At 62.8% G+C, this 14472-nt stretch carries 12 protein-coding genes; 4 read left to right on the top strand and 8 right to left on the bottom strand.

Translation table 11 applies throughout. The features are described 5' to 3' along the window. Window positions 1-13 precede the first annotated feature (13 nt). Both AC5RU7_RS13960 and uxaC read right to left on the bottom strand, forming a co-directional pair. Complete coding sequence (locus AC5RU7_RS13960; RefSeq protein WP_494052727.1) at window positions 14-1420, bottom strand: mannitol dehydrogenase family protein; 1407 nt, start codon at window positions 1418-1420, stop codon at window positions 14-16. Between the two features lie 32 nt (window positions 1421-1452). Beyond that, window positions 1453-2874, bottom strand: a complete 1422-nt coding sequence (gene uxaC, locus AC5RU7_RS13955) for a glucuronate isomerase (RefSeq protein WP_494052726.1) — start codon at window positions 2872-2874, stop codon at window positions 1453-1455. Window positions 2875-3062: 188 nt separating this feature from the next. Between uxaC and AC5RU7_RS13950 the strand changes: the two genes are divergently transcribed. From AC5RU7_RS13950 to AC5RU7_RS13935, 4 genes are all read left to right on the top strand, one after another. Next, complete coding sequence (locus AC5RU7_RS13950; protein WP_494052725.1) at window positions 3063-4118, top strand: LacI family DNA-binding transcriptional regulator; 1056 nt, start codon at window positions 3063-3065, stop codon at window positions 4116-4118. A 127-nt stretch (window positions 4119-4245) separates the two neighbouring features. Then, window positions 4246-4536, top strand: a complete 291-nt coding sequence (locus tag AC5RU7_RS13945; RefSeq protein ID WP_494052788.1) for a fibronectin type III-like domain-contianing protein — start codon at window positions 4246-4248, stop codon at window positions 4534-4536. A 526-nt stretch (window positions 4537-5062) separates the two neighbouring features. Then, window positions 5063-5269: a hypothetical protein gene (locus AC5RU7_RS13940; protein ID WP_494052724.1), complete on the top strand. Its 207-nt coding sequence runs from the start codon at window positions 5063-5065 to the stop codon at window positions 5267-5269. Window positions 5270-5603: 334 nt separating this feature from the next. Next, the gene (locus AC5RU7_RS13935; RefSeq protein WP_494052723.1) at window positions 5604-6170 is read left to right on the top strand and encodes a recombinase family protein; all 567 of its coding nucleotides are present in this window, start codon (window positions 5604-5606) and stop codon (window positions 6168-6170) included. A 41-nt stretch (window positions 6171-6211) separates the two neighbouring features. Here the strand turns inward: AC5RU7_RS13935 and AC5RU7_RS13930 are convergent, their stop codons facing one another. From AC5RU7_RS13930 to AC5RU7_RS13905, 6 genes are all read right to left on the bottom strand, one after another. Beyond that, window positions 6212-7444, bottom strand: coding sequence for a saccharopine dehydrogenase family protein (locus AC5RU7_RS13930; protein WP_494052722.1), 1233 nt, complete (start codon window positions 7442-7444; stop codon window positions 6212-6214). 356 nt (window positions 7445-7800) lie between these two features. Continuing rightward, window positions 7801-8232 (bottom strand): acyl-CoA thioesterase, encoded by a 432-nt coding sequence (locus AC5RU7_RS13925; protein ID WP_494052721.1) that lies wholly within the window; start codon window positions 8230-8232, stop codon window positions 7801-7803. Between the two features lie 298 nt (window positions 8233-8530). Next, window positions 8531-10063: a carboxyl transferase domain-containing protein gene (locus tag AC5RU7_RS13920; RefSeq protein WP_494052720.1), complete on the bottom strand. Its 1533-nt coding sequence runs from the start codon at window positions 10061-10063 to the stop codon at window positions 8531-8533. Window positions 10064-10065: 2 nt separating this feature from the next. After that, on the bottom strand, window positions 10066-11328 hold the full coding sequence (locus tag AC5RU7_RS13915) for a CaiB/BaiF CoA transferase family protein (RefSeq protein WP_494052719.1): 1263 nt from the start codon (window positions 11326-11328) through the stop codon (window positions 10066-10068). Between the two features lie 284 nt (window positions 11329-11612). Next, window positions 11613-13049: an amidase gene (locus AC5RU7_RS13910; RefSeq protein ID WP_494052718.1), complete on the bottom strand. Its 1437-nt coding sequence runs from the start codon at window positions 13047-13049 to the stop codon at window positions 11613-11615. 23 nt (window positions 13050-13072) lie between these two features. Continuing rightward, entirely contained in the window at window positions 13073-14392 is a 1320-nt protein-coding gene (locus tag AC5RU7_RS13905; protein WP_494052717.1) for an Nramp family divalent metal transporter, read from the bottom strand. Window positions 14393-14472: the final 80 nt, after the last annotated feature.

Raw genomic sequence — 14472 nt, 5'->3', positions numbered from 1 at the left:
GGAAGCCTCAGGTTCAATTCGAATTTTGATTGGGCAGGGAAAAGGCGCCGCATTGACCAGCGACGAGATCAACGACAGCGGCATCGGCCGCCAATTCAGCATCGACAAGTTCCAACAGGGCACGAACTCGCTGCGTGCCCCTCAGCAGGTTGGCGGCTGCAACAGCCTCTGCCAGCGAATCCTGGAGCACAGCAGCCGACACGGAATAGTCGATCCAGGCTGCGATCATGAGCGCAGCACCAGCTCCCGACCGTCCCGCCTTTCGCTCAGCTTTGAGCACCGGAACGGCACGCATCCGCAGCTTGGTGCTGCCGTCCGTGGCGATTTGCGCGAGGTTGTGGGCCATCCGGGCGTTGCGGAACCGAGCCAGCAGCTCCGCCCGGTAGGCCGGAACCTGCAGGTCGGCACCATGCTGCGCTGCCGGTCCAGCGAGGTTCGCTTCCGCCTCATCCCAAAAACCTTCAACGGCGGACCGGCACACAGTATCTGCCAGTGCTCCGGCAACGGTGGAATGACCGCGAAGGTGGCCCGCGTAAGCCAGCAGGGAATGTGCGCCATTGAGCAGCCATAACTTGCGGTTTTCGTAGGGTTCGATCTCATCCACGAAGACCGCACCCGCGTCTTCCCACCGCGGACGCCCGGCCGGAAAGCGGCCACTGAGGACCCAGTTGCGGAAAGGCTCGGCCACCACCGGGGAGTTATCCAGGTAGCCGCAGACATTCCTCACTGCCTGGACGTCGGCCTCAGTGGTCCGCGGTGTGATGCGGTCCACTGAGCTGCTGACAAAGCTGATGTTGTCCCCGATCCAGACTGCGAGCTCCGGGTCCCATGCTTCGGCCATACCCACCACGGCATTGCGTGCCACGATGCCGTTGTTGGACAGGTTGTCGCAGCAGACGACGGCGAGTGGACCGGCGCCGGCACGTTCGCGCTCAGCCAAGGCACGGACCAAGCGGCCGACCGGCGTGGCGGGTCTCCCGGTAGCACCGGCCCGCAGTTCCTGAAGGTCCGCGGCAACATGCGGGGCGGAGGGGTTTAGGCGGCCGTCCGGGCCGAGGCCGTAGGCGGCTTCGGTGATTGTCAACGTTACGATGGCGGTGGATGCTGCAGCGATCAGGGCATTTAGCCTGCCACCGTCGGCGCCGTCCACCGCTTCCGCAATGCTGCCAATGACCTCGAAGGTGTCGCTGGCATCACCTCGTTCCACGAGAGTGAATAATCCGTCCTGTTCCACGAGGGCGATTGCAGCGTCGGGACGCCGTCCTGTGAAGGCGGCAATACCCCATTCGGCAGCATCACCTGCATGTTGGGTGTACCAGGCTTGGTGTGAGCGGTGAAAGGCACCTAGGCCAAGGTGGACAATTCGCACCGGAGGCGTGGGCGATGGCCACAAGGACCGGCTGAGCTTTGGTATCTTCACAGGCGTAGGAACCGGGAAGTCAACTTCCCTCGTCACAGCTTGAAGACCCTTCGGGGTGAGGCGTCGACAAGGTCGACGATGAGTTCGTGGGCACGGTCCTCGCTCACCCGGTGCTCTGCGACCAATCGGGCCAGGAAAGAAGCCTCGATGCGGCGGGAGGCGTCATGCCGGGCCGGGATGGAGCAGAACGCGCGGGTGTCATCAATGAAGCCGGAGGACCGGGAGAATCCAGCGGTCTCGGTGACGGCAGAGCGGAAGCGGAGCATAGCGTCCGGGGCGTCAAGGAACCACCACGGAGCGCCTAGATAAACTGACGGGTAGAACCCGGCGAGGGGCGCGAGTTCGCGGGAGAAGACTGTTTCGTCCAAGGTGAACAGCACCAGGTGGAAGTCCTTGGCGGTGCCGAAATCCTGCAGCAGGGGCCGGATTGCCTCGGTGTAGTTGATCGCGAAAGGGATGTCGTGGCCGCTGTCCGCACCGAAGGTGTTGAACGTGGGTTCGTGGTGGTTGCGGTATGAACCTGGGTGGATGGTCATAACCAGGCCGTCCTCCACGGACATCCGCGCCATCTGGTACATCATGTGGGCTTCGAATGCGTCCCGGTCCTCCGGCGTTGCGTTGCCGGAGCGGGCCCGCTCAAAAAGGCGAGCTGCGTCTGTTTGACTGAGCTTGAGCGTCGCGGGCGTGCGGACACCATGGTCCGCCGAGACGGCCCCGTTCTCCACGAAATACCGGCGACGGTTCTCCAGCGCAGTGATGTACCCGGCGTAGCCGGTGCCGCCATCGCCGGCCGCTGCGATGAGCCGCTCCACGTTGTCCTGCCACTGGGGGTGGTTGATGTCGAGGTACTGGTCTGGACGGAAGGTGGGGAGGACCCGGCCGTGGAACGAGGGATCCGCGGCGATGGCTTGGTGGCTGGCAAGGCTGTCGAGAGGATCATCAGTGGTGGCCAGCACTTCGATGTTGAAGTCCTTGAAGAGCTCCCGGGGGCGGAAACCAGGCTCCTGCAGCCGTGCGGAAATTGCGTCATAGCTGGCGTCCGGGCTGTCCGCGCTCAGCTCCTGCTGGAGACCGAAAACACTCTGGAATTGATTACGGAGCCAGTAGCCCGAGGCGGTTCCCTCAAACAGTGGCCAGGCCTTGCAGAACTCGCGCCAGACCGTCCGTGCATCCGGAGCCGCAGCGGGGTCGCCCTGCGCACCGGTCTGCGGGCGCAGCAGGTTGTGGTCAACGCCGCTCGCGTGAATTAAACGGGTGACGTAATGGTCGGGGCTGACAAGCAGCGCTGCCGGGTCCGGGAATGCGCTGTTGTGCTCGATGACGGCGGCGTCAACGTGGCCGTGGGGAGAAATGATGGGCAAGTCCTGGACGCGCGCCAGCAGATCGCGGGCGATGCTCCGCATTCCGGGGTCAGCGGGCAGGAGCCGGTCTGGATGGGCGAGAGACTGAGGCATGGCACCAATCGTGGCGCAGCACGACGAGTCTGTCAACCGGTTGCCATGGCCGTGGTTTGTGTGGGATGCCCTAAAGAACGCGATATCAGACTGACCAGCCCCGGTCGTCGAGAAGCGGCATCCGGGGGAACCAATCAATTTTTTGGCAACCGGATGGGATTTGCTGCCTGAGCAGATATCATTGGGGCATGACTAAACTTCCTGCCCCTGAAGTTGAGGCCGAGTTTCCTCGAGGCAAAGCCGATGGCAAGGCGGGCAAGCCCAACGCCACAATCTATGACATTGCCAAGCTGGCAGGGGTCAACCCGTCCACCGTCTCCAGGGCTCTTAGCAAGCCGGGCCGGGTGAGTGCCGGGACGAGGAAACTTATCGAGGATGCTGCCGCCGAACTGAATTACAAGGTCAACCCTTTTGCCAGAGCTCTCCCTACCGGGAGGACGAACACCATCGGTCTTATCGTTGCTGACATCGCCAACCCGACGTTCTTTGGCACGATACGCGGAGCAGAGTCCACTGCTGCCGGCCGTGATTATTCTGTCATTCTCGCCGAATCTGCAGAGTCTCCTGAGCAGGAACTTTCCGCAGCCCAGCGCATGCTGACCAGCGTTGACGGGCTTATCCTGGCGGCTCCGCGAATGGATGACGATCACATCCGTCGTTTGGCGGAAGAAAAGCCCGTTGTGGTCGTAAACCGCGATGTGGAGGGCATTGTTTGCGTCCTGCCCGATGTGGACAAGGGCTTGGGCGAGGCCGTCCGCCACCTCGTGGGTCTGGGACACGACAAGATCACCTTCATTGCAGGGCCGAGCGCCTCGTGGATGACGAATCGCCGCTGGCAGGGTGTCAAATCAGCTTGCGAATGGTCACGGATTCAGGCCATCAAGATGGAATCCGAGAGCCCAACCATCAAGGGGGGGCGGGCAGTTGCACGTGCTGTTGTCAGCAGTGGAGCTACAGCCGTTATTGCCTTCAACGACCTACTGGCCATAGGACTCATGCAAGAACTGCAAGCTGCAGCCTATGCTGTGCCGGACCAGATCAGCATCGTAGGATTCGACGACATTTTCGGGGCAGACTTCACGACACCCGGCCTGACGACTGTTCGCACTCCCATGGAAACTTGCGGCATTGAGGCAGCGAGCTCGCTATTGAGAGCTCTCAAGGGCCCGGAAGACGCTCCTTCCACCAGGTACCTTGATACGGAATTGGTCGTAAGGGGTTCCAGCGGAAAGCTCCTTCGATAAGTTGCCGGCCTGGTTTCCTGGCGTGACCTGGTCACCGACGGCGTTTACCAGCCTTCGATCCTGACGCTGGCCCCCTTCACTCGTTTCCGAGGAGGGCGCTCAGCGCTGCGTCACCGTCCGCCTTACCCTGAAGAACACCGGCACACGCGCCGGTGAAGAAGTCGTACAGGTCTACGCGGGTCCCAGCGCCGAACTAGCTCTTCCGCAGGTCGAACGCAAACTCATCGGCTACCAGAAACTGGGCCTGGAAGCCGGCGAAAACCGACGAGTAGAAATCACCATCCCCCTCAAGGAGTTCTCCTCGTGGAACACCGCCACCCAGACCTGGGAACTTGGCACAGGGAACCGGCAAATCTTCGTCGGCAACTCCTCGGCTAACCTTCCCCTGACCTTCACCACCAAGATCAACGAAAAGTAATCTAGACGACAGGGGGAGCACACTCACTTGGTGTGCTCCCCCTGTCACGGCCGACGGTACTCGAGGCGTCAGCCCCAATGGCACGGTCGACCCTTCCGAGCCGTGGCTACCCACCGTTCGAATGGCTAATGCCGTCGGCGAGGTCCTCGAAGGCGACTGTCCACCCTCCCGCCTCCCCGCTTGTCGTCGCATAAGCACTTCTTGTGCCGGGTTTGATGGCAATGTTCGTCGCCGATGACACGCCTTCTCCGTCCGTGAGGATAGAGATCGTGGACACTTGCTCCCCCTGTGGGCCTTTTTGGCTTTAGCTGTGCCTTCCCGTGGTGACGGCGGCCCTAGGTTTGTTCCTCGCTGTTTCCGCAGCTGCTCGCCCTCGAACTTGCGTTTAGTTGGTGCCGGTAGTTGTAAAACGCATGACGCGGAACGGCACGTGCTGGTCCACTCCGGCGTACTGGCCCGCACGCCCCAGTTCCAGCTGAGGCTTAGCACCAATAACAGGTCTTGACGGTAAATAAGAGGAAAAACCATGCAAAAGATCATTGCTGAGCTGCACGTTCAGAACCGTGAAGACAAGGAAACTCAGCTGACACTAGCCCTGAGAACAGCTATACAGGCAGCCACAGCTGAAAAAACCAGTGGTGTGCTCATCACGCGCCATCATTACGGCAGATTTACCGTCGCCCTATCTCGGACGGTGCCGTACGGGCAGACGCATGAACTAGACCTAGCCTAGTCGTGACCAACACGGACGGCACTTGAGTTAAACCGACGTCACTACTCCCGTGCCCATCGGAAGGTGTCCGGACACTTCGATGGAACGAATGCCAACTTCAACATCTACTTGCCCTAAAAGGAGAGCTGGGAGGGCAGGTTCTTCCAGAAGCTCTACCCCCTTCAAGGCCCGGAGGCCTCAAACGAGACGATCGCGTTCCGCCGCTAGCGGGGCGGAGAATCAACTTCCGCTGTCAGTTGGGGTACACCAAACCTGACGAACCGGGGCGCATGCCTTGACTTTTTTCTGAGAGGGGCCAAGAACTCAACCTGACAGGACGAGGTTGGAGGCACCGGTGACTGGACAGCGGATCGGGTACGTACGCGTGAGCACGCTGGACCAGAACGAGGAGCGCCAGCTCGAAGGCCAGGTTCTGGACCGGGTCTTCATGGATCAGGCCTCGGGCAGGGACACCGCGAGGCCAGAGCTTACAGAGTTGCTGCGGTTCGCGCGAGATGGGGACACCGTGGTGGTGCACAGCATGGACCGGCTGGCCCGGAACCTCGATGACCTGCGTGCTCTTGTCCAAAACCTGACACGCAAGGGCGTGCGGGTGGAGTTCGTCAAAGAGAGTCTGGTCTTCACCGGCGAGGACTCCCCCATGGCCAACCTCATGCTCTCCGTCATGGGCGCGTTCGCCGAATTCGAGCGTTCCCTTATCAGGGAACGCCAGAGGGAAGGGATCGCCCTGGCCAAACAGCGCGGCGCCTACAAAGGGCGGAAAAAGACCCTCACGCCGGAACGGGCCGCCGAACTGGTCCAGCGGGCCGGCAACGGTGTCCCGAAAGCCGTCCTTGCCCGCGACTACGGGATCAGCAGGGAAACGGTCTACCAGTACCTGCGCCAGGCCAAGGTGGAGTGAGCCACGCTCCCCTCCCTGCGCCGTCGAGTGCAGGATCTGGTTCAGACGAGTTTGGTTACCTCGTACGTGTGGCCGGCCGCACGGAGTCGCTTTATGAGCACGTTGCCGAGTGCAGTGGCCGGTGTCAGCGACCCTTTCGCGGTCGGCAGCCGGTCACCGTCGAGGGCAAGAGCGAGTGCAGTCTCCCCTGCCATCACGGCGGTGGCGGCATAGCCGGGATCACCGGGGCCAGCAGCAATCGCCTGGTACCGGTGCCCGTCCTCGGTGCGGGCGGTCACCTGGGAGTGGAACCAGCCCGCGCGCTGCATGCTGGTGCTCGGACCCGCACCTGGTGCCGGAAGACAGCGGTCGAGCACCCGCCGGGTCGGCGGGAACGCCATCGCGCCCGTGAATGCCCGAAGCCCGAGTGCCATTGCCCTGGCGATGACCGCTCCTGCCGGTCCGGGGGCCACCCCCATCACCTCGCCGTACTGAAGGGAGCGGCCGTAGGCCCAACCCTGCAATGCGTTGCTGCGGCGCACTATCCGGGTGTTGAACGGGGCCATGATGAAAGGCGCGGTCCAGGTGCCGTCTTCGGAACGGCGCACGGGGCCGGCGTCAGGAGGCTGTTGTGTCGTCGGCTCCCTTGTGCGGTCGGGGCTCAGAGCGTAGGGGTCCGCGGCTAATGACCTCAGGGCGGTGCTCGATCGCATCGCGTCGAGCTGCCCGCGCATCGATTCGAGCGTGCCTCCGCTAATGCCACCCTTGGCCGTAGCAACGAGTTGGACCTCGACCAAACCGCCAGCGCCATCGGCTTCTGCCGCCTGATGAAGCAGCAGTACAGCGAGGTCGGACGGCACGGAGTCGTAGCCGCAGGAGTGCACGATCCTGGCCCCGCTCGTCCTGGCCAGAGCGTCATAGCGATCGATCGCCTCCCGAATGAAGGACACCTCGCCCGCGAGGTCGGCGTAGTGGGTACCGGCCCGTGGGCAGGCGTCGACGACGGGTAGTCCGTGTTTCGCGTATGGACCGACGGTTGTCAAGAGCACGCGTGTGCCCGCGGCCAGAGCGGCGATCGAGTCCGCGTCCTCCGAGTCGGCTTCGATTAAGGCCCATCCATGCGCCGCGACCGGCAACTGCGACCGAACCGCCCCGAGTCTGGACCTCGACCGGCCCGCGAGCCCGACTCGCATACCGGCCGGTGCATGCTCCGCGACGTAGACGGCGATCAGTCGGCCAACGAAACCCGTCACTCCGTAGAGAACGAGGTCATGTTCCCGAGATGAGCTGTCCATAACTGTCAGCCTTCCACAGCGGCAACTCCAAGCCGACACACGGCCCCTTGCCTTGGTCCTAGCAACAACCGGAACTGATCTACGTTCGAACGAGAAGTCAGGTCCGCCCGTCCACAGCCGGGGACAATTCTCATAGGTTTATCCACCGCTACTGCTGCCAGGGAGCTACCCCGACGGCTCCCTACTCCAGCCATGGACCGATCAGAGTCGCCACCACTTCCGGCCGCGTGATCAGCAAGCACGCGTTTGCCCGGCCGACTCGGGTTGACAGAATCTTCATAATCGGCGCGTTGTAAACGGGTTGGGGAGTCGCCTAGAACCTGCAAGCCAACTGGAACGAATGTGAGTTTTCTCCGCTAGCCTTGCAGTGTTTTTGTGAAGTGATGCGTCGGAATTCTGTCTCTGTCGTAGGTGATTTCTATGTAGCCGTGGGGTTCGGGCTTGCCCTCGCTGTTCAAATTCACGAACACGATCTCCTCGATTGTGAGAATGCTTCGCCGCGTGATCATGTTTCGGACTTCTGCTCGCATGGTCAGTGAGGTCCGACCGAACTTCGTTGCCGTGAGACCCATTTCTATGAGGTCACCCTGCACAGCGGAGCTGACGAAGTTGATTTCCGAAATGTACTTCGTCACGGCCCTGCCATTGCCGAGCTGGAGGATGGCATAGATTGCTGCTTCCTCATCGATCCATCTGAGAAGGCTCCCACCGAACAAGGTGCCGTTCGCGTTCAAGTCTTCTGGCCGCACCCACTTTCGAGTGCGGAAAGTTATATCTGAGGGTTCCATGGTGAGACCTTACTTCTGAGGCGGACCTGACTTGGTTTTATGTCGTCTGAGGGAACGTGCGTTGTTTAGCGGCTGGCCCATCGGGCGGCCTGTCGGGGTTTGGCTCTCTGCACGTTTCTGCTTTGGCTGCAGTTCCACCGGCCACTCATGGAGGCCCCAACAAACCGAAGGTTCCAGGACAGCGTGGTGAGACATCGCTTGCCCGGCTCATCGCGTGGGTGGCAATGCTGTGGAAGCCGGCTCTGGGTGTTGTCCCCTCGAAGCGGAGGCAGAACGACGGATGAGGCTTGCGCACCGGTTATGCCTGAGCTCCGGTAGCGGAGGTGGGCAGGCCGAGGTTGCGGTACTTATTGAGCCGCTGCGGCAGCAGCTCGCCGATGCCGGCTGAGGACAGGGTGACAAGTTCGTACTCGATGGCCTGCCCCAGCCGCTGGCAGAAGGCCTTGGCCTCCAGTGCTGCGTCGCCGCGCTCGTCAATGACGTGCTGGACAAGCCCGTTGGCGAAGAGGGACGCAACGTTGACGCCTTGGGCTTCGGACATGGCCGGCGCGAAGTCTGTGCTCCGGTGAACGATGGCGCTGGCGCCTTCGGGCGGGAGCGGAGCCAGCCACGCGTGCTGGGCCGCGATGGTCCGGTCTGCCGGCAGCAGGGCCAGCGCACCGCCGCCTGCGCCCTGGCCGAGCAGCACGGAAACTGTGGGCGAGCTGAGCCCGATCAGATCATGCAGGGACCTCGCGATTTCGCCTGCAAGGCCGCCTTCCTCGGCTTCCTTGGACAGCGCAGCGCCACCGGTATCGATGACTGTCAGCAGTGGCAGGCCGAGCTCCTCAGCCAGCCGCATGCCACGGCGTGCCTCGCGAAGTGACGCCGGACCCATCGCCGTCTGCTGGGAGGGCCGCGGCCGGGTGTGGCCGATCACCACGCAGGACTTTTGGCCGAAGCGGGCCAGTGCCAGAAGCAGGCCCGGGTCTTTCTCGCCCTGTCCCGTCCCGTTGAGCGGAAGCACATCCCGGGCCCCGTGCGCCAGCAACTGGCGCAAGTCCGGGCGCCGCGGATTGCGGGAGATTTCAATCGACGCCCAAGCGCCGGCCTCCGACGGTTTCACAGACAGCGTCCGAGGCGGAGCGACCTGCGGATTTGGGCCGGTGACCAGAATGCTCAAAGCCCGGTCAATGACGTCGGACAGCTGCCAGGGCGGGACAACGGCATCCACGAGCCCCTTGTCGAAGAGGTTCTCTGCCACTTGGACATTCTCTGGGAAGGGGATGCCGTAGAGCACCTCGTAGACCCTGGGTCCCAGGAATCCCAGCAGGGCGCCAGGTTCGGCCACTGTGATGTTCCCGAGGGATCCCCAGGATGCCATGACGCCGCCAGTAGTGGGATGGCGGAGGTAGACCAGGTATGGCAGCCCAGCCTGCCGGTGTGCCCGCACGGCCGCGCTAATTTTGATCATGGACAGGAAGGCGATGGTGCCTTCCTGCATACGCGTGCCGCCGGAGGCAGGTCCAGCCAGCAGCGGAAGCCCTTCCTGCGTTGCCCGTTCGACGGCGTTTACGATCCGTTCGGCGGCCGCGAGCCCGATGGAGCCGGCCAGGAAACGGAACTCGCTGACGATGACGGCCACCCGGCGGCCGCGGATGAGGCCCTCACCGGTCAGGACGGATTCATCCACGCCGGTTTTAGCCCGGGCCGCCGCCAGCTCCTGCCGGTATTCGGGACCCGGGTCAGGGTCCACGACCGTGCCGTCCCAGCTCCGGTAGGAGCCGGGATCCAGCACCGTAGCGATGAGTTCAGTGGCGTTCAGGTGACGGACCTTCTGTTGTGTCGGCATCCTCAGCGGCGTTCCTCATCCTGGCCTGTTCCGGCGGCTGCGCGCCCGGCGCGTCCGGCGCCGGCTTCGGAGACCAGACCAAGCCACTGCCGGATCTGCTCCCCGTCCTGGTCCAGCAGCGGCGGGGCAGTATGCGTCTTCAGCGTCGTTTCGGCAGTGTCCGCGGCGCTGAAAAACCGCAGCGGCGGGCCGGGCAGGCTCACATTGCCGAGGATCTTGTGGTCGACGTCGATCACGAGTCCCTGCGAGTGAACCTGGTCCCAGGCATACACTTCGTCCAGCGTCCGGACTTTGCCCGCCGGAATGCCGGCCTGGTAGAGCTTGGCCAGCAGGGGTTCGGCCTCAAAGTCGGAGAACACCCGCTCCACCTCTTCAATAACTTTCTCCCGGTTGCGCACCCGGTCCGCGTTGCTGGCGAACTCAGGCCGGGCGGCGTTGATCCCGAATGCCGCGGCGAACGTGGCCCATAGTTTTTCGCTGCCCACACTGATCTGCACCCGGCCCTGCCGGCAGTGGAACAGGCCATAGGGGGCGATGGAGGGGTGGTGGTTGCCCTGGGCCTTCGGGACCTCGCCGGCGACCGTCGCCCGGGTGCCCTGGAAGGCGTGGACCCCGATCAGTGCGGCGAGCAAGGAGGTGCGGACGATCTGCCCCAGGCCGCTGCGTTCGCGCTGCAGCAGCGCGGCGAGCGTCCCGAACGCCCCGTACATGCCGGAGAGCAGGTCCGCGATGGGCACTCCCACGCGCTGCGGATCCTCCGGGCCGGATCCGGTCAGGGACATCAGGCCGGCCTCGCCCTGAAGGATCTGGTCATAGCCGCTGCGCCGGGATTCGGGGCCGTCGTGCCCGAAGCCAGTGATGGACAGGACCACCAGTGCCGGGTTGAGGGCGTGCATTTCCGCGGCCGAGAATCCAAGCCGGTCCAGTACGCCTGGGCGGAAGTTCTCGATCACCACGTCCGCCCGTTCCAACATCTCCCGCAGGACCGCCCGGCCGTCATCGCTCTTCAGGTCCAAGGCGATGGATTCCTTGTTGCGGTTGCAGGACAGGAAGTATGTGGCCTGGAGATCATCCTCGGGACCCACGAACGGCGGTCCCCAGCCGCGCGTATCGTCTCCGGTGTCCGGGCTTTCGACCTTGATGACGCGCGCCCCGAGATCGGCCAGCATCATGCCGGCATGGGGTCCGGCGAGGGCCCGACTCAGGTCCACCACGAGGTAGCCCGACAGCGGGCCTTCGGTGCGGTGGGTGGATTCTGCGCTCATAGGGATTTTCCTTCTGTTGCTTGGTTTGCAGGCTGCGCATGCGATGCTGCTGTTCGTTGCCCTGTTTTGTCACCAGCATTCAGCCGGCGACGGCCGTCCAGACGCTCGGGCCGGAGCCGAGGGCATGGGTCGGGAGCGAAGTGGTCGCTGCGGTGGTCATTGCGTTGTCCTTGTTTAGTTCCGGGCAGAGTCCGGTCGTAAGATGCGGGCACCATTTGTTCGAGGACGTTGTGGTGGGGCTTCCGTTGCTGATCGCTCGATTTGTCCATTCTGCGCGGGTTCTTTCAAGGGGTGGTGGTCATCTCCAAAGACCGGGCATCAGGGCGACGCGCCCCGGCACCGTTCCTTTGCTCGAATGCGTAGGCGATCTGCAAAAGAGCCTTTTCTGCCCGGGGTGGTGCGATGATCTGTAGTCCGATGGGCAGCCCGGCGGGTGTGAAGGCGGCAGGCACCGATATGGCGGGGCAGCCGGTTACCGAGATTATCGATGGCAGTCTCATCCATTCCAGGTAGTTGTCCATGACGTGACCATGGATTTCCTGCGGGTAGGGAAGTTCAGCGTCGAATGGTGCCACCTGGCTGACCGGGGTGATGAGGAAGTCATACTGTTGGAAAAACAGGCGCATGGTGTGGTGAAGCGTTGTCTGCGCTATTTCAGCTTTTCCTATGTCATTCCCGGTGAGACGCCGCCCCTGCTCGATGTTCCACACTGCATCGCTCTTGAATTGGCCCGGGTTGCGGTCGAGCAGGGGCCCGAGGGTGTACTCGATCTGCCATGCCCGCAGCGTATTGAATACTGAGTCGGCACCTGCGAGGTCCGGGGCTGCTTCTTCCAGATGGCAGCCCAGATCCGTGAAGGCTTGAAGTGCGGGACGCAGCGAGTCGAGCACCTCCGGGGCGACGGGGACAGAGCCGGTCAGGTCTGCCGACCATGCAATGCGTGTACCGTGCTGATCTGTGGTGAGAGGACCGGCGAAGGCCTGCCCCGGGGTTTCCAGAGACAGTGGACTCCTGGGGTCCGGTCCGGCGAGCACGGAAAGCAACAGCGCAGTGTCCTGTACTGTGCGGGCCATTGGGCCTTTGACGGACAGCCGCCCCCATGCAGCGCTTTCGGGCCATGAGGGTACACGTCCGGGTGTGGGCCGTAGCCCGACCACGTTGCAGAAGGAGGCTGGGTTGCGTAACGAGCCACCGGTGTCGCTTCCGTCCGCGATGGGGATCATGCCCGCTGCGAGGCTTGCGGCGGCACCTCCGCTGCTTCCGCCAGCGCTCTTCGCCAGGTCGTAGGGGTTGCGGGTGAGCCCGTAGACGTCGTTGTAGGTGTGGGAGCCTAACCCGAATTCGGGCACGTTCGTTTTTCCCAGCGTGAGCGCCCCGGCCTTCTTCATGCGTTCGACGACGATGTGGTCAACGGCGGGCACGTCCGTGGCGAAGAGTTTTGAACCGCGGGTGGTGCGGATCCCCTTTGTGGGCAGGATGTCTTTATGTGCGGTGGGTAGCCCGTATAAGGGTCCCTTGTCGGTGGTCCTGCTCCACTGTCGATCGAGCTGCGCGGCCTGGTCCATGGCCTGGTCCAGGTCCATGGCGACGAGGGCGTTGACCTTTGGATTGGTCTGTTCGATGCGGTCGATGTGGGCCGCTAGGACTTCGGTGACGGATAAGGTTCCGTTGCGCATGGAAGTGGTGAGGTCAGTGGCGGTCATGAATGGGATGTCGGACATGTCTGCTCTTTCGGTAATCTCGGTCAGTTTGAACCGGAGAGGACTTGAACGACTTGGTTTACGCACAGGCTGCCGAACAACGCGAGCCCAAGCCCGAGAGCACAGTTGCTGAGGATGCCGTTGCGGAAACCTCGGTTGAGGCTGCGACGGTTGAGCAGCACGAGCAGGCTGCCACAAAGCACAGGCAGGATGAACGCCGACAGGGTCGCATAGATCACCACCAGGGTCACGGGGCGCCCGACGAATTGGAAGGCGATGGCGCTCAGTACGCAGTAGAGGATCACCGAGCGGAATACGGGGGTAGAACTGGACATGTGGGCGTCAGCATCCTCGTCGGGAACCTTCCGCAGAACACGGATGGCATCGGCAATGAGATAGCCCATGGCGCTGAAACCTCCAAGGATGGAACTGAAGACAACCGCCAGTAGGCACAGAAGGAAGCCGATCCGACCGATTTCCCCGGCCATGTCGGCCATGGGGCCAGCGATCGTGGCCAGGCCCGCATTGCCGGCGATGCTCTTACCGGTGCCGTAGATCAGACCTGTACCGAGGATGCTCATTGCGACCGCGAACACAATTACCCCGATGTAGCTGGCTGCCGTGTCAACCCGGAGGTGGGGCAACCATTCTCGTCCCTGCCACCGCTTTTCCCGCACCCAGTATGCGTAGGCGAGGATACCGGCGGCCCCACCCACGCCACCAATCAGTGCCAGGACGGCCAGGATGGATCCTGTGGGCAACTGGGGCACAATGGTTTTGAACGTGACCTCAGGCGAGTCAGCGTCCGCCACGACCATGACGGCGCTGACGAGGACGGTCACGAACATGAGTAACCCCAAGGCGACCATGACTCGTTCGAAGAGGGAATATCGTCCTAGCGCTACCATTGCTCCTGCGGTGACGGCAATGGCGATGGTCACGGGGACCACAGGAGCGGCGGGAAGAAGTTCCACGACGGCGAGTGCCGCCACTGAGCTCAGGCCCGCCCCGTAGAAGAGGCCGATGACGACCATGAAAAGCAAGAAAACCACAGGAAGCACTGGTCCGCTGATGTCGGCCATCTGTGAGAGCATGGTCCGCCGGGAACTTAGCTGGAGGCGCCCCACGCACTCCGTAAGTGCGAACTTGATCAGCACTCCAATCACGATCGTCCACACGAGAGCCATGCCGTAGGCGGAGGATCCATTCAAGGTGGTAACCATGTCACCGGCCCCGACACTGGTAACTGCCAGAACCATGCCGGGACCCATGGCCCTGATGCGGGTGGCCACGGTGCGCGGAGGTCGCGGCGAGTGCTGGGCATCGCGCTGTTGATCTGTCTGCTGAGAGGGGTGAGTTGTCATAGCGACCTGGCTTCCCGGGATGGTGTTTCCTCGAATGAAGGGCATATTTGATATTGGTCACGCTGATTCGCACGGTCAAT

This window comes from Arthrobacter sp. K410C, assembly GCF_059090105.1.
Note: the sequence above shows the minus strand (reverse complement) of the source record. Positions and strands in the feature narration are given on the sequence as shown.